This window comes from Candidatus Leptofilum sp. (assembly GCF_965223285.1).
Taxonomy (GTDB): domain Bacteria; phylum Chloroflexota; class Anaerolineae; order Promineifilales; family Promineifilaceae; genus Leptofilum.
On the sequence record NZ_CBDCWL010000003.1, the window covers coordinates 69,993 to 93,211 of the forward strand.

General features: G+C 56.4%; 18 protein-coding genes. All 18 read right to left on the bottom strand.

The genetic code is table 11. The features are described 5' to 3' along the window. Positions 1–81: 81 nt before the first annotated feature. The 18 genes from ACOQPU_RS00440 to ACOQPU_RS00525 all read right to left on the bottom strand — a co-directional run bounded on the left by ACOQPU_RS00440 (position 82) and on the right by ACOQPU_RS00525 (position 23,175). Positions 82–1,905 carry a hypothetical protein gene (locus ACOQPU_RS00440; RefSeq protein WP_420640513.1) on the bottom strand — a complete coding sequence of 608 codons (1,824 nt, stop codon included), beginning with the start codon at positions 1,903–1,905 and terminating at the stop codon, positions 82–84. Positions 1,906–2,176: 271 nt separating this feature from the next. Continuing rightward, the gene (locus ACOQPU_RS00445; protein WP_420640514.1) at positions 2,177–3,442 is read right to left on the bottom strand and encodes a radical SAM/SPASM domain-containing protein; all 1,266 of its coding nucleotides are present in this window, start codon (positions 3,440–3,442) and stop codon (positions 2,177–2,179) included. 102 nt (positions 3,443–3,544) lie between these two features. Further along, a complete protein-coding gene (locus ACOQPU_RS00450; protein ID WP_420640515.1) occupies positions 3,545–3,973 on the bottom strand; it encodes an HIT family protein in 429 nt (142 codons plus the stop codon). Between the two features lie 185 nt (positions 3,974–4,158). Next, the gene (locus tag ACOQPU_RS00455) at positions 4,159–5,541 is read right to left on the bottom strand and encodes a hypothetical protein (protein ID WP_420640516.1); all 1,383 of its coding nucleotides are present in this window, start codon (positions 5,539–5,541) and stop codon (positions 4,159–4,161) included. 878 nt (positions 5,542–6,419) lie between these two features. Beyond that, positions 6,420–7,976 (bottom strand): hypothetical protein, encoded by a 1,557-nt coding sequence (locus ACOQPU_RS00460; RefSeq protein WP_420640517.1) that lies wholly within the window; start codon positions 7,974–7,976, stop codon positions 6,420–6,422. A gap of 12 nt (positions 7,977–7,988) precedes the next feature. After that, positions 7,989–8,180, bottom strand: a complete 192-nt coding sequence (locus ACOQPU_RS00465) for a hypothetical protein (protein WP_420640518.1) — start codon at positions 8,178–8,180, stop codon at positions 7,989–7,991. 10 nt (positions 8,181–8,190) lie between these two features. Then, on the bottom strand, positions 8,191–10,386 hold the full coding sequence (locus ACOQPU_RS00470; RefSeq protein WP_420640519.1) for a hypothetical protein: 2,196 nt from the start codon (positions 10,384–10,386) through the stop codon (positions 8,191–8,193). 7 nt (positions 10,387–10,393) lie between these two features. Beyond that, positions 10,394–10,753: a hypothetical protein gene (locus ACOQPU_RS00475; protein ID WP_420640520.1), complete on the bottom strand. Its 360-nt coding sequence runs from the start codon at positions 10,751–10,753 to the stop codon at positions 10,394–10,396. Positions 10,754–10,840: 87 nt separating this feature from the next. Then, the gene (locus tag ACOQPU_RS00480; RefSeq protein WP_420640521.1) at positions 10,841–11,257 is read right to left on the bottom strand and encodes a hypothetical protein; all 417 of its coding nucleotides are present in this window, start codon (positions 11,255–11,257) and stop codon (positions 10,841–10,843) included. 128 nt (positions 11,258–11,385) lie between these two features. Further along, positions 11,386–13,023 (bottom strand): hypothetical protein, encoded by a 1,638-nt coding sequence (locus ACOQPU_RS00485; protein ID WP_420640522.1) that lies wholly within the window; start codon positions 13,021–13,023, stop codon positions 11,386–11,388. Positions 13,024–13,026: 3 nt separating this feature from the next. Beyond that, complete coding sequence (locus ACOQPU_RS00490; protein WP_420640523.1) at positions 13,027–14,454, bottom strand: hypothetical protein; 1,428 nt, start codon at positions 14,452–14,454, stop codon at positions 13,027–13,029. 9 nt (positions 14,455–14,463) lie between these two features. Continuing rightward, positions 14,464–16,734, bottom strand: a complete 2,271-nt coding sequence (locus ACOQPU_RS00495) for a hypothetical protein (protein ID WP_420640524.1) — start codon at positions 16,732–16,734, stop codon at positions 14,464–14,466. A gap of 742 nt (positions 16,735–17,476) precedes the next feature. Then, positions 17,477–18,157: a hypothetical protein gene (locus ACOQPU_RS00500; protein WP_420640525.1), complete on the bottom strand. Its 681-nt coding sequence runs from the start codon at positions 18,155–18,157 to the stop codon at positions 17,477–17,479. Positions 18,158–18,174: 17 nt separating this feature from the next. Continuing rightward, positions 18,175–18,312, bottom strand: a complete 138-nt coding sequence (locus ACOQPU_RS00505) for a hypothetical protein (protein WP_420640526.1) — start codon at positions 18,310–18,312, stop codon at positions 18,175–18,177. Beyond that, entirely contained in the window at positions 18,306–19,163 is an 858-nt protein-coding gene (locus ACOQPU_RS00510) for a bifunctional DNA primase/polymerase (RefSeq protein WP_420640527.1), read from the bottom strand. The genes ACOQPU_RS00505 and ACOQPU_RS00510 overlap by 7 nt, the downstream gene beginning before the upstream one ends. 12 nt (positions 19,164–19,175) lie before the next feature. After that, a complete protein-coding gene (locus tag ACOQPU_RS00515; RefSeq protein ID WP_420640528.1) occupies positions 19,176–20,582 on the bottom strand; it encodes a M23 family metallopeptidase in 1,407 nt (468 codons plus the stop codon). Between the two features lie 10 nt (positions 20,583–20,592). Beyond that, complete coding sequence (locus ACOQPU_RS00520; RefSeq protein ID WP_420640529.1) at positions 20,593–21,972, bottom strand: hypothetical protein; 1,380 nt, start codon at positions 21,970–21,972, stop codon at positions 20,593–20,595. 12 nt (positions 21,973–21,984) lie between these two features. After that, positions 21,985–23,175 carry a hypothetical protein gene (locus ACOQPU_RS00525; RefSeq protein ID WP_420640530.1) on the bottom strand — a complete coding sequence of 397 codons (1,191 nt, stop codon included), beginning with the start codon at positions 23,173–23,175 and terminating at the stop codon, positions 21,985–21,987. Positions 23,176–23,219 lie beyond the last annotated feature (44 nt).

Genomic DNA, 23,219 nt, shown 5'->3' on the forward strand with positions numbered 1-23,219 from the left:
TCAAAGCCCTCTAAAGCGATCCCAGGTAAAACTAAAATCAACACCTAAATCTGCATACATCGTTCTCCTGCTTTCCCTTGATTACTCCATTGGATAAATGCCTTTGTCATGCAAAGCTTTTATATCCAGGAGGCGCGCAAATCCATGTGGGTGAAAAATTGGTCTGTTGAACCAACCATTTTTCACTATTGTTTGATATTCATTCATACCTTTACGATATGCATTTTCAAAGGAATCAGTTAATGTCATAGTTGTTTCTAAGAACTCGTATTCTTTCTTCCCCTTCCATGTTTTCCAACCTACAAATGCATGACCGGTCAAGAGCACGATCACAGGCTCCAAAGCTGCGAGTTCTAAAAGACTAGCATAAAGAACAGCTCCATCTATACAGTTAGCACTCCTTTCAGATAAACTTTCTCTTGGTAATCTAACCGCTTGTCTAACTTCCCCATCTGAAGGGCCAATTGCAAACGGTGAGTTAATGTATGCAATTTCTCCAACCAATTTCAAGGCATTAAATATGGCTTTAACTTGATTCCTAATGAGTTCTGGATTTTGATTGCCCTGATACCCCCAAATTGATGATGACGCAATGTAATCAGCAGCCGAGCGGAGCATTTGCTTGACGTTCTCATTCCTTGGAGTTACCCACGCAGCTATATGCTCTATTAAGGAATGAAACTTATTATTCTCTTTTGAGTCTGGCACGGCCCATCGAACAACGTTCCTGGCTAATAAATAAATATCATAGTCCTGCTTGTGATATAAGTATCTCTTCTCGTCTTTAATATACTCGACCACGGAATGCAACTGAGCAGACTTAATTTCTGTAATTGAACTTATCTTTTCACTATCTAACTTTGGTAACTGATTAAAGATAGTTTCCTCTCCAGGTAGCACATTTACAGAATCGTTTCGAGAAAAAGAATAATTTTCGATTTCAGAGTGGAACATACATAAAATATTCTCCTCCGAATTATTTCGAACTCTATACTGAATTAGTGGCATACTTTCTGGGTTGTAAAGATGCAAAACAGAAGTAGGCAAATGGTTATACAAAACCCTTGTATCAATTCTTAAGCGACTTTCTTTATATGGCAACTTATCCGGCTTGCTCTTTGATAAGCTTTTGCCCTTCTCGTTTCCGGTGTCACGACTCTTCAGCAACGCTTCTAGCGATAGAAAAAATTTGTTGAATTCTGCTTCTTCACCACTTATGATTCCTCCCTTTTTGCGTATTGATTGAAGACGATAAAGATAATCATCTGAAGAAGGGTTCTGCGGTGAAATTAGCCAAATAGATCCTCCTTTATTATGAAAGCAACGATGGATATCTACGTCCCTAGATCCTGTTCCTATAACCAAAATATCACGATTGAGATAGTCTTCTAAAATTGATGCAATTTGTGCATCAAACTCAAAGGTTTCCTCATAAGTCAGCGGAATTATGCGCGATTGAAGACTTCCCCGTAAAAAAAGGATTTTCACAGTGGGGCGAGGTCGTTTAATAGCTGCTACAATTTGCTCTGTTCGATCACGTCCGTTAACCAAAACCTCACGGTCATTTTCTGTTAGTCCAACGTGTGCTAATCCTGTCAACAAGCCGGAATCGAGTGTTGCTGCAAATATTGGGTTGAAGTAACCTTCTTTAATCAACTTGGCTAGGCTCTTATATCCAGCAGCTAAATCTAAATTTTCAAGCGATGGGCTAAGTAAACTAAATCGTTCATCTGAACTTAATTCATGTACGACTGAATAAAACTGCTCCCAATCTCTTGTACCTATTACAGATTCAATTATACTGGAATTAAGATTCAAACTTGATCCGAGGAGGAGTGCGTAAGGGCTAATATTTCTGCGAGCACGAATAAGATTTGCCAACATCTTAAAATTCAGATTGTTCATATTACTTCAAGTCATGATGAAAAAGGTTTGATAACTTTTGAATCACGCCGCCTCTGGTAGCAGCACGGAAAAAGTCGCAAGACCTTTCGAATATTCATCTAGAAATCATCCCATGAATATCTATACAACAGAATCTAAGGAACCTCTGGAACCGAACAATTCAATCTAAAAACAGGTTGTTCCGGTATTGACCATTTTAGAATCACCCGTTGTTCTTGAGCCATTTCTATTGCTTACCTTCATTTGATTTGATGTGAACAAGTTTGCTTTTTTATTCATGTAATTGTTTCTTTATTAAGGTAATATCTTTTATATCGACTGTCGGTTGAATAGCTCGCCCATTTGATCTGGGAAGTGCAACATACGTACTATCTTTATTGGAATCCACTAACATATACTTTGGGAAATAACCCCGTTCATACATTTCTTGACAAAACGGATACGGCGCTAAAAATTCACCATATTCAGCTATTGCGCTTGTTCTGCATAATCCTCGACAAGCAGGGGACACTATGCAATTGCCGCAAATGCCCTTTAACGATTTAGGTTCCGTGTGTCGGGCGGATACGAAAAATTCGCTTGATTTCCATAAACTTTCTAAAGAAACCTCTCGAATATTACCGGCAATAGCCATTTCTTGTTCATAAGAGCCATGACACATTGCCACACTACCATCAGCGAGGATTGAGCAGAAATCAATGGCCCATCCACAGGTAAACGAATTAAGATTATTTAAAGGTTGGAACGCTGGGGGTAACGTGAGCATCAATACGGTCTTTGGATCTTTTTGCGTTTTCCATCGATAATCCCAAAAGTTCACCTCATCCAGATTGTTAACTAACCATATTATATCTTCAACATTCAACGATATATCCTGTATCTGCCTTCCTCTACCTAAACGATGTATGCTTAATATTACTTTATGCTGTTTAGCTCCAAGTTTGCACATATAATTGTATAAGGGAATGATCTCGTGAAGGTTAATTTTGTTAGCAACGGTGTGTATTGAAAACCTGAAGTCTTGCTCTGACAACTGTTTTATTGTTTGAATCGTTTTATCGTAAGCTCCGGGTGACTTGCGGAACCGATCATGTGTATTTGGCTTAAATCCGTCTAGACTGATAAAGAACTGCAGTTGTTCTTTGGAGTCGACAAACTCTTGTAAGTGCTCCTTTTTGAGTAACAGGCCATTTGTTTCAACAGAAACCCTTAAGCCATATTCGAGGCTGTGCTTTATCAAAGTGTTGATGTCTTTTCTAGTAAATACCTCCCCTCCTGTAAGTTTTACATGTTCAGCTCCTAGCTCCCGTGCTTGCATAAGCACATCTAGTATTTCGCTGGTTGTAAGTTCATTTTTCATTGCATGACTGGCATCTACCCAGCAATGCTGACAACCTTGATTACAAAGCATCGTCAAAGAAATAGACAAATTGCGGATTCTTGGGGTATCAGATGGTTGGCGTATTTGGAATTTAATCCTTTCAGACGCCATTTTTTGTAATGCATTTATCGTTTGTTCATCGTCGGTTTGATCCATCCAAGGAAACATAACTCCTCCTGATGTTAATTGACACTTACAGATTACCTAAGCTAATTTTCCGTCTCGCATGGGGTAAAATTCAGCATACGATTCTTCAATTCATACTCGTAGAGCCAAAGATATTTTTTTTGCAATGTCGGAATAAAAATCGTTTGTTTGCATAGTATACTCAGCAGAAGATGGCAGCAAAGGAGATAACCTCCACCGAGGTGCATCAGGATATCGTGGGATAATATGACAGTGTGCGTGAAGTACTGTGTTACCCAGCATCAGATAGTTAATAGTAGGAGGCTGGAAAACTTTATTAATAGCTTTAGCCAACGTTTTTACATCTTCCATAAACTTTTGGGTCAATATAGGCGGAATATCCAATAAGCTATCATAATGTGGATTTATTATAAGCATGGATCGACCTAAATAGGTTTGGTCAAAATTTACAAAAGCTATGCCTGTATCTAGTTTAGCTATACGTGTTGGATTGAAATGATCTTCATTTATTAACGCACACAGTTTACAGTCTTTTTTCATACAACAACACTCACATGGCTCTCGATCGAACAGACCTCACTTTTTCATTTACATTATGAGGTATCCTGACCTATTAAGCAACAATAAGCCTCACTGCGATTCGTATAGCCAACAAGACCAAACAATATAGAATTATCCCTCTAATGCACACAAGTTTATTCCGCACGGATAGACTCACTACCATTTTACACACTCCCCAATTGCTGCCATAAATAAAAACGGCCGTTCCTCGTCTTATGCCTCTTCCAATACAACTCTCGTTCCAGATCACGGCCGTATGCTTTCGCCGCCAGCTTGCCATTCGGGTAATAAATCTTCTCTGGCTGACGCGTCTCGCTCGTTCCCCCAACGTTCCCCGGCATCCCTTTCATAACCAGGTCTTTGAGTTTCCGATTGATCCGCTTTTGCCGGCCCCGTGGACGGTGCCGGTGCTGCCCGCTGTAACTGTTGGGCAGCTGCCAGGCCAGATAAGTTTTTCCCTTCCTGCCTTGCTGGCCGCGATAATCCTTTAGTTCAAATAATGCCTGCCCTTTGGCCCAGGCGCGTTTTTCTTGATTCTCCTTTGTTGATAAATCACCGACGGCAAAGTTGGCTTGCACGTCAACGCCAATCCGTTCTTCATAGTTGCGCTGGCTGGACCGCCCCACCCCACTCAGCTGCTCTAGAGTCTCACGAGCAATGGGCATAGCCTGGTCGCCATGCGGCGTCTCTTTGGCACGGCCGCTGTGGAACGCCGCATACAAATGAGCGCGGAAAGTGCCGATGCCGTCCAGCAGCGCTGCTGTGGGCAACGCCACCGGCCGACCGGTTAAGCGGTCCACGCCCAGCGCAAAAGCGACCCTGGCGGCCGAGCGCAGCCAGACGTGCTCTTTGTCACGATGCCAATAGACGCCTTCCCCATCCTGCAGCAGGTTGCGCAGCTGCCGTTTGCCACACAAGCGTAGTTTTGAGGTTTTTTTGGTCAGGTTTCTTTTAATAATGTCTATGCGAATAACACCGCACCCCTCACTATCTAAATAGCGCAGCATCAACCAGAGCCTTCCAGGCGCGGTAAGTTCTTCGCGCAGCATTCCCAGTCCAATATCCGGGTAAAGTTTTACCCAATCGGGCAATTGCGCTTCATTTGCCTTGGCATGGCGAGATGTGGAGAGCTTATGCTGCTCATTCGCTGTATCGGCAGAGGCTGACACGGCCGTTTCTGCAAGCCGCGCCAACACCTCTTGCTCACCCGTGCCCGAGGAAGATTCACGCGCCTGGCGACGCAAAACGGCCGTTAACGGTTGGCTACCCCACCCCAGGTGGCCCGGCAGCGTAGCAATCGTGGAGGCCGTGCTGTCCGACGGCCGAGAAGACCCAGCGTCCCAGGGAAGACCATTGCCCGCCGCACGCAGCAGCTCGTCAGGCGCACCGGCGGCTTGCCGCTTGACCCTGGCCTGTTCACGCAGCGCATAAAGTCGCTGATTTGCGGCCTCTAATTGTGGCGATGGCGTTGCTTTGAAACCGTCCATGCCAGACCACAGGATCCGGCCAGCATCAAATAACCACACCAATGCATGGATCATTGACACAGGCTTACTCCTGTGTTATTCTCCTCAATGAATTAGGCCGCATAAGAGGTATATAGATACACCTCCCCCCTCCCCAGTGAAGGGGCTTCATAACAAGGTCAGGGTGCTACCAACACCCAAAACCTTTAAAGTATGCGGTTAACGAATAGAGATACTTCTGCAAAAGCCAGTGTTTGCCGCACCGGCTTTTTTGCATTCTGGGGCCTGAGCCGCCAGACAGTGGCGTTCATATCAAGTCAATCACCATTCGATGACCGCCACTGGCTGATTTCCCAGACCCACGTCAGTTGTTAATTCTTCTCGACTTCCGCTTCATGCGCTGTGCTTTGACATCCAGCCCTGTCTGTGCTATTCTTTCTCCAGACAAAACTGCGGCGGGTACAATACCCCCCTCCCCAACAAAGGGGCTTCGCACTGAAGGCGCTGCCAACGCCTGAAGCTCAGCGAATATGCAGTTAGATAGCGAAATTAACGAAAGCCAGGTACTGCCAATACCTGGCTTTCTTCATTTCTGTCACAACGGGCTGCGAGACCCGTAAGCAACCAAATTGCGTGCCGAGATGGGACAGCCAGAGAAGCATCACAATGACGAAATAATGCGGTATGCGATTGTCGGTTTTGATGGGTCTGCTGAGAAGCCATCGCCTATCTCCGTGCTGGTTTATGTGGGCGATGGAATAATTAATGAGGATTACTTGACCAATATACGGAAATTGGACATAATTGTATTCACATCGCCAGCCCCGTGTGTAACTTGTTCTCGGCAAAAGTACAGTTACCAGGGGCTTTTTTATTGCCTGTTGCACAAGTGCAATAAAACTGGTCTGATTATACATAATCCCTCATTTGCTGCAAAGCTTAATTACCCATCGTCGCTTTCAAAGCCCATCATTGGCTGCGACGAATGTTGTCATTTTTGCTGATTCAACACGGCCGTTCCAGGTCGTAAAAAAGGGGTCGCCATCCACAATCACGACCCCTTCGCCCTGACGCAACAACTCCAGATTTTCCCCTAACCGGAAATCATCAGCGAGAAAACGCTTTTTCAGTGCAGCCAGGCCCTGAGCATGACTCTCCGTCAAGATAATGGCCGCGTCTGGTAAAAGCGGGCCGTTGCTTACCACGATTCGCGGCAAATTCCCGATCAGCGACGCGGGCAGCACCTTCCCTGGCAGCCCATGGGCGATGAGCCGCACGGCAGGCAGCTGCATGGCGGCCAGCAGTGCGGCCCGCAGCAGCTGCTGGCGTTCCCAACTCGTGCCTTTACAGGCAAAAAACAGGGCCCCGTCGGGCAGAATATCAAAGCGATTGACGGGCCACTCCAGCCATTCGCGCAGGCTGCGGTTAGCGGTTAGCCGGTTCAACGCCATACCCAAACTGGAAACGGCCGCTGTCTGGCCCTGGCGTTCCACCTGCTTCAGCCACTTGCGCAAGGAAGGAATATCCGCTACCCCATCTGCCTGTGCCCGATCTAGCAACTTAACGCCCTGCGGATGCACGTTCATGCCGCCAAACCAGCGCTGCCAGCGCTGCAGCAAGGCTGCCTCGGTTTCACCCGGTACGGCCGCCAGCGGGTTAAACCCATTGGCCAGCGACGTGCCGTCCATATCGACGTAAGCCAGCTGCTCACCCAACAGCCGGGTTACGGCCGCCTTGCGCTTCAGGCGCGGCACCAGGTCGCCAGCGCCATCCAGGATCATGAGGTTGGCATGGTCCAGGGCCACCATCTGCGTCACCTGATGTACCAGCCAATCGGCCACCGCTTCCTGACGGCCGTAAATATTGACCCGGCCAGCCACGTGCAGCGGGGTTCCGGACTGCGACCGTCCCAGCAGCCAGCGCCCCGGATCCGGCTCGGTGACGGCCAGGTGCGCCGGCGGCTGATGTCCATTCCAGTATGGCTGCGCCGTTAATCCCGGCACCGGGTTGGACGGCAGCTGCCAGATACCGGCCTTTTCTTTGGTGGCTTTGGCCGACGGCTGGGGCAAGTAGCGGCCACGGCCTTGGCCACGATTGTGGCCGCGATTGCGGTCAACGTCGCCCTGACTCCCACTAACAAAGACATACTCGTTGACAATGTGGGCCAGGAACGGCCGTTCCCAGGGCAATTCGGACACGGCCGACAGACGCCCCACCGCTGGCGCAGCCACTTCGGGCAGCTTGGGCTTCAGGGAAAAATTGAAATCGGCGGCCATGCGCTGCAGTAGACGGACGTGCGTCTCCGGAACACCCAGATAGAGTGCCGACACCGCTTCATCCGGCCGGAAATACAGGGCAACGCGGCCACACGCCTGGGGGCGCGACAAAAGTCGGATGCACCTTGTCGGACCGTCCGGCGTCAGGTAACGCAGGCGAAACCAGGCCAGCCCAGCGTCCCACTGCTCACGGGCAGCTCTTTTACCCGGCCAGGCTCTACCCAACCAGTTCTTAAACATGCATCCCTCGCATCAGCCGATTTCTTCCCAGAAATTATCCAGTTCGCCATCGCCATCAACGGGCAGATCACTGGCAACCAGTTTTTGTTCCTGTTCCTGAATCATCAAGGTGATCATCACCAGCGACCAGCGGTTGAATTTCACCGATAAGGCGATGTTGTCCGCTTCCTGCTGACGAAATTGGTCCAGTAGTTTGTTGCTCATCTCACTCCTTTTAGCTGCCGATCAGGTATTCCGCCTCAATCGGCCGCAATTGAAAATAAACCATATCTGCTTTGCCATTGGCCCGCACCACGGCCATCCCCTTGCCATGCCGGTCATCGCTGCCCATCCGGGCCAGAAATTCGGCGTGCGAAGGCAGGATTTCGTCCTTGTAATGGTCGGCCAGCCGGTAGGCGGCGTCCCGCTTCATGCCAAAGGCCACGGTCCAGCTGACGTTGTTGATGATAAACTGCCCGGCGGTGACGTTGGTGCCGGTGGCCATCGATTCCGCCTGCGCCCCGTCCACGCCGATAAACGCTTCCAGGTCCTGGTCAATCATCACCACCGCCGCGCCAAAGGTGCGCACCGTCTTGACCATATTGGCCAGGAAAGTCATCAGGCTGGCCTCCTGGTTCATGTAATGGACTTCATCGACAATAATGGCCCGCTTGCGCGGTTTGCGCCGTACCTGGTGATTGATGCCCGCCAGGGTGGCGTAATAGAACAACGGCCGTCGCCGCTCCGGCACCTGGCTGAAATCAAAGAGCACAATGCGTTCCTTGAGCCGCAGGTCCAGATTCGTGGGCACATTAAACGTGCCGGCATAATCGCCATAGACGTAGAGACTCTCAATCTCCTCGGCCAGATCGGCGGCCGCTTCGGCGACCTGACCACCCAAGACCGGCGTGGACAACCCACTGCTGCCATTTCCTGCCGTCACCAGCTGTACCGGTGCCGCTTGCTCTGCCACCTGATACAACTTGTGGCAGAATGTCTCCAGCGTCGGTGTCAGTCCGTGGTCCACCATTAGCTCCCCTTCCCAATCGTAGCGGGCGTAGGTCAGCTGCAGGGCACGGCGCACGGCAGCGACTTCGGCATTGCTGAAGCGGCGCGGATTGTTGCCCAGCGGATCCAGCAGCAGACCCAGCAAGGTGATGACATGATCGTACTGGTCGGTAGGATTTTCATATACAACATCGAGAATATTCAGCTTTGTCGTGGCATAGGAGAGTTGGCTGTAGGAGACGTTTTTGCCCCCGGCCAGCTGCAGCAGGCGGCGGCTGTGCCCCTGCGGTTCCAGCAGCACGACCTGTACATCTTGCTCCGCCAACCGCCAGGCCAACGCCTGCGCGCCCACCGTCTTTCCCTTCCCCGTGCGGCCGAGAATAATGCCGTGAAAGGGATCGTTGCCCTTCCAATCCAGGTAGTAGACGTGGGGCGCCACCTCATCCACAGAGATGCCGACGTAGTAGCCGCCGGCAGTTTGCTCCCGGCCGACCCCCCACATGCCGGCAAAAACGGCCGGGGCGCGGCTGAGGGTGTTGAAATGACCGGCGGGCATCCCTGGAGGCCTGGCCGCCGGGCCAAACATGCGCGCCGCGGCCGCCTGATAACCCAGCATCCGGTCCACCTTCATGTATTGGGTACTGGTCTTGCGCAGGCTCTCCAGCCGCTCCCGCAGACCGGCGGCGCTCTTGTCCAGCAGCATGAACAGCACGCGCACCTGGTGTACGGCTTCATCCCGCACCGTCAGGGCGGCTTCCGCTTCTTCGCTGGCGATCACGGCATTGCGGTCCTGGCCATTGAGGATCATGCCCTGCCAGAATTCAGCCGAAGCGGTGACCCGCTCCGGATGCACCTTGCGCACATCGATGCAAATCACCATCGGTCCATCGGCGGCCGTGATCGTTTGGGCCAGCGGGTGGCGCCAATCCCAGGTACGGGTAAGCTGGTATGAGGCCAGAATGGCATAGCGGTAACGGCTGTTATCGACCTGGAGACGGCCGTTTTTCTTCTGCAGCACCGGCGCCATATGATCGTGATACTCGGCGTAATCGCCGGGAATCGGCAGCTGCGGGTAGCCTTCTTCGCCAACCGCGCGCCAATGGGCCAGGTCATTACTGGTCAAGGCGTCGTTGAAATCCACCAGAAAGTGGCGCGTGCGGCGCATCTCGCCGCGGCTGGCCCACTCCCCGATCATCCGCACCTCTTCCATCAGGCCGCGCCGCGCCCAATCGTCACTGATGCCCATCGCCAGGCAGCGACGGTCCCGCTCCAGCCGTTCCAGGCTGGCGGGCATGACAAAGGTGATGAAACGGCAGTGCTGCACCGGTCCAGCAAAGAGGGACACCATCTGGCCAATGACGGCCGATTGGTCGTGGCTGTCAATCTGGTAAAAGTGGGGCAGCGTTACTTGAAAGACACGCATAAGCCATTTACTCCACAACCACGGTGGCGGCAAAGGCGCCGCCGATCTGCTGTCGCTCAGCACGGACGCGCACGCTGTCCCATTCGGCCTGGACGTTGACGATTTGCGGCGCGCCGACCAGGTTGCGCAGCCAGACCATCAGGTAAGCCACCAACCGCTTTAAGACGATCTCACCGTTGTGGGTGTATCCGGCAACATACCCAGCGATGATGAAGAGGGGCGCCAGCCAAAAGGGAGCATTAAACAGACCCACACCCATGGCGGTGAGGACAATGATCAGCATAAACTGGGTCATCGTCACCTTACGGATGATAGTGGCCTGGCCCTGCTGAATGAATTCGGAACGGAAATGGGTGACACTGAACATACTGACTGTCTCCTTGAAAAAAGGCTTTGGCAAATGGCAGGTGGCAAGTTCTCGCCCGCCACCTACTTCTTGCAACTTGCCGCTCGCCTATCCCAACCCGCAAAGGGTATAGAGGCTTTCGATAGCAAAGCCGGTCAAAATCTGGTTGCCGATGTCGGTGGAAAAAGCCAGCAGGATCAAGCCCAGGCCGACAGACCCGGCGACGGCTCCGATTTGTGCCCCTTGCGAAGGCAAAATCGCCGTCAGGTTCTTGCGAAAACCCAGCACGGCCAGACCGAGCAGCACGGCTGCGCCGCCCATCAACTGCGTGGTAAACAGCGCCCGGTCATACGTGTCACAGATAGCCGCCGGCGGTGCTTCGCCAGGGGCGCAGGCGGCCAGGACGGCCATCAACAGGACAAAGGGCAGCATGTGCTTGAGGCGAGGCCGGCGCACACCGAAACGGCTGCCGGTTCTCAGGACGGCTGAGCCATCCGTCACGTTACGTTCTGATTTTGGTTGCATGGGCAACATTGTGTCTCCTTATATAATTGAAGTGATTAGGACAAATGGCGGCTGCAGACGGCAAATCTATCGGCCGCCATTGCCCCTGTCAGGCGCTGGCCTGGGGCTGTGTCAGGGTTCTACGCCGGTTATTCCGTCGGGATACCGGCTGGAAACCCGCGCGGAAACCCGCCCACTTCCCACAGGTCAGCGCCAATTTGTAATCGCATGGATGCAAATTGAGGAAGAAACGACACTGTTATCCCCGCCGTTTCTCCCGGGTTAATCACAATGGGCAGGCGGGGAGTGACCTGCCAGGTTCCCTCATAGGCATCACCTCCTTCAGAGGACGCTTCGGTCCATTCAGCTATTTGGATAAATTCGGGGCCAAGATAAACGGCCCCTTCCCCGGCGTTAAAGATGGAAAGTTCGATCACGGCTTGTTCTCGTTCCGCATCCCACCACGCCTTGGTGATCTCGATCTCTAACTGCTCGATTAAACGGGGCACTTCGCCCAACCACACAACGGCCAGATTGCCGCCGGGCAAAGCGCGAAACTCGGCGAACAAAGGCTGTTTTGATACGGTGTCCGGCAAGGTGAACTCTGCCTGCCAGGTACCGTCTTCAGCCCATTCCAGGGGCACGGCCGTTGTTTGCTCACCAGTAGCGGCCAGGGAAAGCACGATAGATTGGCTGCTGTCCAGGCTATGGACATCGCCTTCCAATACTATGCGAATACGTCCATCTGGCGTATTGTCAAACTGTACGGCCGTCACTTGCAGCTCTCCGCCGCTGCGGAAGGCAACGCTGTCGCCCACTTCGTAAACGATCTGCCCCTGCCCTTCCTCACTGGCTACGTCATAATTGGCGAAGGCATAGGCCACATCCCCTTCGGCCACAGCCGGCAACGCAAAGAGCGTCAGCCCCAGGCGATTTTGGGACAGCAGCCGCCCTGCATCATAGTTGGCTCCCTGCCCCGTTTCGGCCACGACGAAGTGCAGCGCGGCGCCGGTATCGGTGCTGAGGGTAATACGGTCGCCGGGTTCCAGGTTCCGCACCAGGCTGTCGGGGATGCCCAGGGCGTAGTTCAAAACCGTGCCAAAGAGCCAGACGGCGACGGGATTGTCGGACAGCATCGTGGCTTCGTTGTAGCGCATCTCCCCTTTCGGTGTCGGTTTGCTGGGGTCAATGGCCAGGGCGATGGTCTCTTCGGACCGATCGTAACGGATTTCAATCGCGCTGGGACGGCCAATGGTGAGGGCGCCGCCCAGGCTGCCAATGGTTTGTAGAGAATCGTCCACACCAGTGATTTCCGGCAGCGGCGGCGTGGGCGTTACGGTACCGGCGGCCACCAGGGCCTCAGCCACCGGCGTCCCGGCGTCAACGGTTTCCGAATCACCCGCCCGCTGCGCCCGGCCGCGCAGGGCGAAAACAAGGAGCAGCAAGGCCACCCCCACAAAGACCCCAATTTTAATCAGGGTGCGCCGCCGTTCGGCCGTATTGTCCGGTTCTCCCAGACTGCTCTGGGCCAGCTGCGGCAGCGCCTGCTCGTACATCGTCTCCGGGTTGAGGGCAACCAATCCGGGACGGCCGTCGGGCCGGATAAAGCCACCCCGCTGGAAATCATCACGGCGGCTGCGGAGATAGGTGAGAATGTCGGTATCGGTCCGGTTTTGTTCCGTCTCCGCCAATTCACGCTCAATGGCCTGGCGAAACGCATCCTGGTATTCAGGCGGAATTTCGGATAATTCCTGCTCGATGTCGAGTTCTAAATCGGTGTCAAACATGGTTTACTCCTCGCCACCGGTCTGGTTCTGCACCGGCAGAAACACCGGCAAACGGACCGCCGGCAGTCCCAGCACAATGTCGTTATTGATTTCCCCGGCACGCACACGGGCCGACCAGCCGGGCACAAAGGGGACAATGACGCGGGCAATGGTTTCGCTGGTCAGGTTGAAAATGGCCTCTCCCTGCGCGTTGGTGAAAACCCGTGCCAGACGCTGCCCCTGGCTATCGACGGCCAGAACGCTGACATTGGCAATCCCTTCCCCCGGTCCGGGCTGCCGGTCATTGTTGGCGTCGTAATAGACCAGCAGGCGAACATGGGTTGTGGGCGTCGTAGTTTGGGGTTGCACCTGCCCCAGGTGTCGCACCGTCAACGTAATTTGGCCGGTGGTTGTGATACCTGCGGTAATGGTCAACGGCGCTGTCGGTGTAGACAGGTCGCTGGCCGGAGCCGAGGATGCCGGCGGCTGGACGGCCACTGGCAGCGGTGAGGCCGGTTGGCACACAAATTCGTACTGACCATAGCTGCCGCCGCGCGCTTCGACCCGGATAACGGCCGTTTGCTCCACATCCGCCGTCCAGGCAAAGTAGGAATCCACGCGCCCCACCCCCCTGTCGTCGTTCACGCCAATGTCGCCAGCGGCGCCCACCACAGTCAGCAGCGTGTCCACCTGATCCGTCACCGTTTCACAGACGTAGCGGTTGCCCGCTTTGGCAATGAAGGTGAAATAATCGACGTCACCCGCGCCCACGGTATAGGTGTCGCGCAGGCCAGGCGTCACCGGTCGGGCCGTTTCCGGGCTGTTGTTGGGTTCGGCCAGGTCCGGCGAGATGATGGGCGTCGGTGATGGTGTGGGCGTGGGCGTTGCCGAGGGCAACGCTGTCGGTGTCGGCGTTAAGGTGGGCGTCGGTTCGGCCAGAGCCACTTCCAGGTCGTAAGTGCCGTCATAAACGGTTGCTTTCTCCACCAGGGTCACATACCAGCCGTCGGCCGGGGCCGTAAACAGTACCAGCGAGCCGACATCGGTCGGGGAACGATCATCGTTCTCCGCCAGCAGCTGCCCGCCCCAATGCAGCTGCAGACGGGTATCCAACCCACCATAGACAGTGGTGCTTACGCGGATCATCTGGCCGGCTTTGAGATAACCGGTGAAATAGTCCACATCGTCGCCGGTGAGGGTCAGGTCCGGTTCACTTTGCAGACCAACGGCCGTCGCGGTTTGGGCATCATTGTTCGGCTCAAAACGGTCTGGCGGCAGTGCGCCGTCATCTGTGGGCACGGCCGTTGGCCCGCCACTGGGGGTAAGCGTGATGATAATGGGCGTGGGATTCTGCCCGCCATCTTGCGCCTGCGTAGTGCCGGTTACGGCCATGACGGCCATCAAAATAACAAAGCTGAACGGTATCAGCAGATGCTGGTGTTTCTTGATCATTGAATGCTCCTATTCTTCCTCTGGCTGGGACGCGGAAACGGCCGTCGCCCCAGCTCCATCTGTGGCCGATGCAACCGCAGCAGCGGTCGTCTTGACCGCGGCCGATTGCGGCACAACCATCGCGCCCGGCAGCGCGGCCATGTCGCTGACAAAATGTCGGACCATCTCCGGCCGGTAGCCGCGATCGGCCAGTTCCGCCTGCACCACGTCGCGCAGGCCATCCTGTATCATTTCCGCCAGACGAGTCAGGTCTGCCGGGGAAAGATCCATGGCGCGCGCCCCGGCCATTACGCCACGCACGTTGCCGGTCTGCCCGCCAAAACCAATGGGCATACCCAAAGCCTGAATGACGGACTGCTCATCAGCAGCCCCCGCCGCCGCTTCCCGGCCAATGGTGCCGACCAGTTCAGTGCGCGTCAGGCGACGCTGCGGCAGCAGCACCATATCGGCGACGGCCGATAACTGCGCATCGGTTAGATGTGTGGGGCTGTCCTGAGCCGCCGTGGCCTCGCGAATCGCCGCCGCTGCTGCGCCACTTTGGAAAGCAGCCAGCACGGCCGCATCATCCATCCCCTGCGCACGGTATTGGGTGACGAGATTAGCGGTGGCCGCAGCAGCCTCCTGCACGGCCGTTGCCGTGTGCTGGCCAACGGCTCCCTGAATCAACCGGGCGTTGTTTTCGCCGGTGTAAGTAACCAGCGTACGCTGAGCCGCCTGACCGGCCAGCGAATGCGGGTCGGTCAGATGCGCCAGGGCATCGTTGACCACCTGCCCGCGTGACGCCTGATACGGTTCCAGGCGGATCGTGCCGGCAGAAGGAACATCCATCGTTTCGTATTTATCTTCACGGCCGTCGCGGTCCAGGGCCGGCGCGGCGCTGACAATATTGACGTTCTGCACCGCGTCTGTATCGGCGGCTGCATCTGTGTCATCGTCATCATTGACAAGACCCACATCCTGAGAAGCATTAGGAGATGGCTCAACCGTTCCTCGCAGCCAATCTGGAACAGCGCCATTGACAGATGCATCGGCCTGCTCGCCGGCTCGTTCGCTTACAACACGGCCGTTTCCCTCTGGGTTAGCCAGGGCTTCAGTCAGGTTGGTCAGCGCCTGTTCCAGGCTGGCAAACCGGTTGGCTAAAGCATCGTTGGGCGCAAGCGTGCGACCTTGCGGCGATTGCCCATTGGCGGCGCCGTTAACGGATGTCTCTGCCTGTGACCGTTGGGTTTGCCGGGCCTGACCGATAAGATCGCTGGCTTGACCGCGTGTCAGGCTCTGCCCTGAGCCTGTCGAAGGGTCTGTTTCCGGTTCGACGCCCAACTGCTGTAAATAGGCCAACTGCCGTGGTGTGGCCGGCTCTTCACGCCAAAGGTCGTTAATGTCGTTATCTGCCGGAGGCTGATTCGCACCACTGCGGGCGGAACGGCCGTTTCGCCCGCCCTCTCCCGCCACGCCATTGGCCGGCAACGCGCCCGGCAACTCCACCGGCTCGCCATCGCCATCAAAGGCCGCATCCCGCGCCCCGTTACCGTAGCGGCGGCCGCCAATTTCATCATAAGCGGCGCGCAGCGAAGGCGAAAAGCGCATGGCCAGCCAGGGGCTGGAGCCAAAACCGGACATAGAAGACCCGGCGCGCAGGTAATCCAGCATGTCTGGGTCATGCGGCTGCACGTCGCCATCGCGGAAGTTACGCGCCAGAGTGCGGGCTTCGTGGGAGCCTTCAATCAGGCTGCGGGCGGTCTCGGATCGGCCGAGAGCATAACCGGCAATCGTCTTCAACTGCCGCACCCGGCCGTCGGTCTTGTTGGGATCCGTGCCCAGATACGCGCCCTCGTTACGGCCGTCGGCCTGCAGGGCTGCCGCTGTGGCCAAAACCGCGCCACCAGCCGCCACCGTCGCCCCACCCGTGAGCGCCGCGCCGGCCAACATGGCTGTGCCGGTGACGGCCTGGCGTCCCATGCGGGCCACATCCATGCCGCCGACGCCACCGGTGATGACGCTGCCGCCGAAGAGGTCAAAGGCAGCGGCGGCCAGCTTCAGGGCGCTCTTGATGCGCCACAGCAGCACAATGAGGGTGATGATGCTGGCCCCGATGTAGAGGCCAATCCCCTGCTGGGCAGCGGCCGCTAGCAAGCCAATCATGATGGCCACGATGATGACGCTCATCAGCGTCTCGATGAGCAGGTTGATAAACTGCCGCAGATACGCACCCAGAAATGCCTGGGTATAGATGAAGAAAGCAAACAGCATGGCAAAAGGCACGCCGGCATACAGGAACATGGCCACGCCGGTCAGCGCCAGACGCAGGAAATGTTCGGCGATAGCCGTGGGGACGGCGACCAAAGCAAAGAACAGTCGTTCAATTCCGTCACTGGCCAGCGCTTTGGCTAACTCCTGGTCGGCTTCGTCGCTGAGGTCAATGCCGGACGGATCGCCAAAAGGATAGTAGGCGGCTTCAAAATCGACGGGGAATTCGCTGCTGTCCAGCTCATCTATGTTGGCCACCAGCATGAAGGCTGAAACGAGGTCAAAGCTGCCCACCGCCCCGTCACTGTTTACGTCGGGGATGGCTCCCGGCAGCCCGACATCGGTGCCGTCCATACTGGTATCGAAGATGTCACCGGCGGCCCCGTCGATCAGGGCGGTGTCGATGCCGGCATTTAATGCCGTGCGCACGTCTTCCATCGTGTCAATAACCACAATCGGGGAAGAAAAGAAAAAGAAAGCGATCAGGCCGTAGGTGAACAGCTTGGAGGGATCGACCCAGCGGCTGGTGGGCACGATGTTGTTCAGGGCATACCAGAAACCCAGGGCGGTCAGGGCCAGGATGAACATGCCGCCCAGCGGCGCCGACAGAGCATTAACCAGCAGCTCCACAAAGTAACCGACGTTGTCCGTCACCCAGCTGTTGATGCTCTCGGCAATGACGGCAATGGAGAGCGTCGCCCGATTGATCGCCCACAATATCTGGGCCAGGGTGTATTGCAGGAAGTAGATTGCTTCCGCGAAGTAACGGCCGGGATCAAGCATCAGCGTCCTCCAATTTGCGCTTGGGTGACTGCCGTTTACGCGACCACAGGTGTAAGCCGCCGCCAATCACGAGACCCCCGCCGATAAACAGAAGGAAACGCCAGGGACTGCTAGAGGCTGGATTTGCATCTGATTTTTCTGCATCCGCCTGTTCAGGGAGACGTGTTGGCGTAACGTCAATACGTTGTTCCGATGTGGGTACCGACGTGGGCGCGGCACCGCCATGCAAGGTTTCGCCCACGGGGATGATCGGCGACGGTACGGCCGCTTCCGGGGCAGCATCGAAGTAGACACGGCCGTCCCCGTGGAAGGTGAAGTGGTAGGTAATGGAGCTATCCCCAACGGTCACGCCAAAGCCGCGCAGGCCGCCTTCGGCCACAGCCAGCGCCGAGATATTATCTAGCGGTCGCGTAAACAGCACCTGGTACAGTCCGCGCCCCACAAGCCAACTGCATTCGCCGTTGGCGTCGGTCACACAATCCGGGGTAATCGGATCTTCGTCCGGCAGGCGTTCCAGGATGACGGTCTCGCCGACAACGGCCGTGCCATCACTGCCGCGTAGGCGGATGCGCAGTTCCAACGTCCCAGACGCCTGCGCCATAGCGACCTCTGTCCACACAATCAGCCAGCTTGCCAGGAGCAGCATCATCCATCCATTTCGTTTACGTTTCATCACACGCATTCCCTTTCTCAATATGGCTCTTTGTCACGCCACCAAGGCTGTCCATTGCGATTGCTGGTTACGTCGCGTACATATGGGCTGCGCCGCGGCCAGAAAAGGATGGCCAGAATGACGCATAAACAAACGAGCAGGATAGCTTCTAACATATCCCCTCCCCTGCCAGGGATTGATGCCAGGCAATCAGCTCCGGCAGGCCGCCGCCTGTTTCATCGCTGAACGAATACCAGCCACGGCCGTCGGCCGTCACCAGCAGCCCGCCCTGCCCCAGAAAGCGGATGTCGCCATTGCGTTCCACCTGTTCGGCGGCGCCGATATGACGCCGGGCATAGTCCAGGCAGTCGTGAATACCTTTGAAGGAACCGTTTAGCTGCACCGGATAGGCAACCCGGCTCCGCTCCGGCCTGGTTGGTCGTTCGTCAAAGGATTTGCTGAGAGCGACCAACGCCTGGTACTGCGCTGCGGTCAGCGTGGGGATATCTTCATAGCAAGTTCCCCGGCTAAATCGGTAGCGCTGGCCATTGGGGTGACGGCTGCCAGCAGTCACTACCTGACGACCCGCGCCCAAGGTTTCAATGAATTTGACCAGTCGTTTACGGCCGTTGGCCGCATCATCAACCGGAGCGTAACGTCCGGCCAAGGTGCGGCCGGGATGCGCTTCTGTGGTGTAGAAGTACACATGGCAGCCGCGGCCACTGGTGACGATGACCAGGGGCTGGCGCAGTCCAAGTGATGTGCCGTTTACCTCGCCACTCCAGGCAGGGAAAACTCGCCGGGCTTCTTCGTCAAAATCGAAGACAATGAGAGCACGGCCGTCCCGCTGCAGACCGCAGCGAATGCCCACATTATTCCGGGCCGGCCAGCGCGCCACGTCTGCGGGTGTGTAGACGGCCGTTTGCCAGCCTTTGAGTAACGGCCGTTTCAGGTCATCGCCGTCGCGGCCCAACAGGACAGGGTGCAGGCCAAGTTCAATCAGTTGCAGTGCTTTCTTGTTTGCCATCGTGTCTCCTGCTCAGGGATTCGGTCCCGGCCCGGCCCACTGCGCCGGGTCTATCAGGTTGCCGTTCTGGTACACAATCCAATGCAAATGACTGCCCGTGCTGCAGCCCGTGGATCCCATCTCGGCCACGTTTTGCCCGGCGCTGACCGGGCCGGATGTCACCAGAAAGTTGCTGAGGTGGCCGAAATAGTGAAGAGTTCCCCCACCGCTCACACGCTGGTAATTGCCAAGCCCTTCATGGGGCGGCTGCGAGCCGGGAATGTCGGAACAGTCCGGGCCGGTGCTGTTGGGACCGGCAAAAACCATGGTACCGTCCACCGGCGACCAGATCAGCGTGCCCTGGGCGTTGGCGATGTCCACCCCGTTGTGGAACCACTGGCGTTCAGGCGGGCAGCCGAAGCCGGTGCCGTCGATGCCGGTGTACAGTTCGTGGCAGCCAAAGCCACGGGTAATGATGCCGGTCGTCGGCCAGAGGCCATCACCGCTGCCCGGCTCACCACCACCGGATTGGGTGCCGCCATCATCCAGCACAATGGGTGTCGGTGGTGGCGGCTGGAAAGCATCGTTAAATGGCCCCAGCGGATCGTCCTCCAGGTAGAACCAGATGGGCAGCCCCCCTTCCACCGGCCGGTTCCAGTCGGTGATCAGGCCCAGTTCACGCACGTCGCCGTTGGGAACCACGAAGCCCAGCACGAATTCTCGCTGGCCGTCGGGCGGTATTGGCGTTAGCTGCTGCGTCTCGTACGCAGGCAGGCTGCGGGCAATGAGCGGTTCGTTTTGCGGCACCCAGCGCCCGGCTAATAGCGCCTCGGCCCGCTGGACACGGCGAATGAAGAAGACGTCGGAGACGGGCACAATGCGCTCCTCGCTGGTGTAATTGGTCACGAGGATGGTGATGAAGTGATAGGCGGACTCCTCGTTATTGGGACTGGGCTGCGTCTCGTGGCCGGTGATGCGAAAAACCAGGCCGTTGGGGCCGCCCACATACACATCGCTATTGAGATAAAAGGTGCCGATGCGGTAATAGGGCGTCTCCAGAGGTTCCGGCGTGGTGTAGCCAATCATGGGCAGCCCCGGCGTGGTCGTCGGCGGTGTACCACCGCTTGGAGTCTCCGTCACGTAAACAGGCGTTGTTGTTACCCAGTACGGCGTGGGCGTACTCAGGAAAACCGGCGTCACCGTCGTCCACTCCGGCGTGGTGGTGATCAGGTTGGGCACGGGCGTGTCGGCATAGACCGGCGTTGAGGTACCCAGAAAGACGGTGACGGTGGGCACGGCCGTTCCAGTCTCGGCCGCCCAGTATGCCGGGCCGGTCAGTGCGGCCGGGTTCTCGATGAAGCCGATCACGCCGCAGCCCAATGTGGCCACCAAAAACAGACTGCCCAACAGTGTGCGACGCAGCCAAACGCGGTTGCTCATGACGGTACCCTCACTCGTCTCTGCCAATGGCCAGCGGCAGATAGGTTTGCCAGCGCACGTAGAGGTAATGGGTGGACCAGGCGGTAGCCAGCGCAGGATCCGGGGAGCTGCTGGTAACGACGGCCGTGCTGGCTATCGTCTCCGGCACCGGCACATTGACCACCGCCTCGTAGCTGAAGGTGCGGCTGTAGTCGCTTTCCGCGCCAAACAGCACCGGCCGCAAATGCAGCGTCGTCCCGGCCGCTGGTGGATAGCCCTGCGGCGGCTGGCCAGCGCCGCAGCAAGGCGCGTAAGCATAGGTTACGCCGCGAGCGCCCAGCTTATCGGCAACGCCAATGGTGTAGCCCTGCGCCACCAGCTGGGCCGGATTGGAAATGTTGTCGTAAATGAAGAAGGCGTCGCCGGCCAGATTACTATCGCCGTTGAGCAGCAGGGCGATGGCGTGACGGGCGGTGAGGTCAGGATCGCCTGACTGGGGTGCGTCATGCCACTGGGCGTAGAAAACATCATGCCCTGCGATCAGGCCGCTGATGATGGCAGCGTGGAAACGGCCGTTTGGCAGCGCATCACTGCCGCCCATATCGACATCGCGCCACAGTCCAGCCAGGACGAAGCCCGGCGTGGCTGCGTCCGGCAGCCATTGGTTATGGGCATAGGGACCGGATACGGCCGTTTCCGGAGCCAGAATCAGGCCATTCGCGGAGACCGTTAGCTGGCTCAGCAGTTCGCCATACAAATTGGTGGTGTAGCCATTGACGCCCAGATTGAAGGTCACGGTAACGTCGTCGCAAACTTCCTCATTGGCAATGAAATCATCGCACAGGTTGACCGCGCCGAACGCGGCCAGGTCCAGGTAGGGCAGCGCCGGACTATGTTCTTCGATGATGTAGTCCAAATTACCGGGCGCCAGTTCGCCCTGCCAGTGCAGGGTGCGGGTGCTGGCATCGTAGGCCAGGCCATTGGCGGAATCTGGGACGTAGGCCAGACCGGGCGGCAACGGGTCTACCAGTTGAACGGTGCGGGTGATGCTTTCGTAGTTGTTCAGGGTGATTTCATAGCGCGCCGAGCCGCCGGGCTGCATGAAGGCAGGGCCGGTTTTGCGAATAACGGCATACGGGTTGTTAGGGTCGCTCCCCCCACCCCGAGTTAATGGTGAAGTTTGAATGGTGAATGGTGAATGGTTAACGGGGTCATTGGTTGGCAGCGCTGCTGGTTGATAGCCAAGATCGTGAATGTCAATGACGGGGATGGTTTCGGTATACCGTTGGCCGGGGCCGACGATGATCAAGCCATCTGGATTGGGCTGCTCCTGGGCCTGCGCGGCCAGGGCGACAGCCAACAGCGGCAGGAAAACCAGGATGAGATTGCGCATGAGCGGTTGCTTTTTCATGGATAAATTCCCCTATCTGAGCACGACGTAGGTGGCATACACGTCTTTGCTCACGGTGTCCGTTTGCAGAGAATCCCAGACCAGGATGGCACGGTCGGCATTGAATGGATCTGAGGCGGCCAGCAATCGAGTGCTTGGCCGCACGACGTTGCGCGGCAGCAGCGGGATGCCAGGGGTGTCGGTGCAGTTGGTTGTGCCCAGCTCGCATTGGGTCTGATACGGCCGTCCAAAGCGCAGAAAGGTCGTGTCCGGCGGCGGATCGCCGGTTTCATAGATGTAGAAGAAGCTGACCGAGGGCGACTCGGTGGCCAGCGAGATAATGGGTGTCACGTCTGACCGGATTGCGCCGGTGGTGCCGCCGCTCAAATCACGGTTAGCGGTAACCACTTCGGGACCGCTCCAGGGATAGCCACCACTGTCCGACCAGGCGGCGTATACGGTATACACATCACGGCCGTCTGTCGGCGCATAGCCGCTGTCCTGGTACCAGGCGGTCCAACCTTCCGGCACGGTGATGGAATTTTGAGTGATGAAGGGCGCTTCAAAATCCAGGTTCACGCCGCTACCATTCTGAACGGTGACGGTGTCCCAAACGGCCGTGCCGGACATATACCGGCCGTTAAGCGTGCCCCGCAGGAATACCGTCGCCGTACTGCCCTGGGCCGGCGCACTAACGCTAAATTGGGTGAAGTTAGTCGGCGCTGACGCTGCGGACCAGACCACTTCAGGGCTGTCCGGGTTGTCGCCGCCGGTGGGGTCAATGCCGATGCGCAAGGCCATCTCGGTGCTGTCGGCCGCCTCAATCAATCCCCAGGCTTCAACTGTGATGGCGCCGCTCGCATCCGGCACGTCGATTGTTTGCCGCAGACCGGCGTCAAAAGGCGTCTCCTGGCTGCGCCAGCGAGCGGCATTCAGTCCAGAGTGGATATGATGCGGGTTGGCAATCTGATTGGGAAACAGCGGGTTGGCGGCTTCAAAGACCGGTTGGACATAGGGCGGCAATGGCGGTTCCGGAAACGGCCGTTTCGTCACCCAGGAAGCATAGGCCCAGGCTTCTTCTTCGCTGACGGCCAGAAAATCCAGGCCCACAGAGCCGATTAGCTCTTCGCCGAGGGGGATGGGAAAGGCGGTCACCTGCTCCCAGGCGTTGAACCAGGAGAGATAACGAAAGACGCGAATCTCGCCGTTATATGGCGCGGCCATGATGATGCCGAACCAGTAGGTACCGGTGGGCATGCCCCACAAGA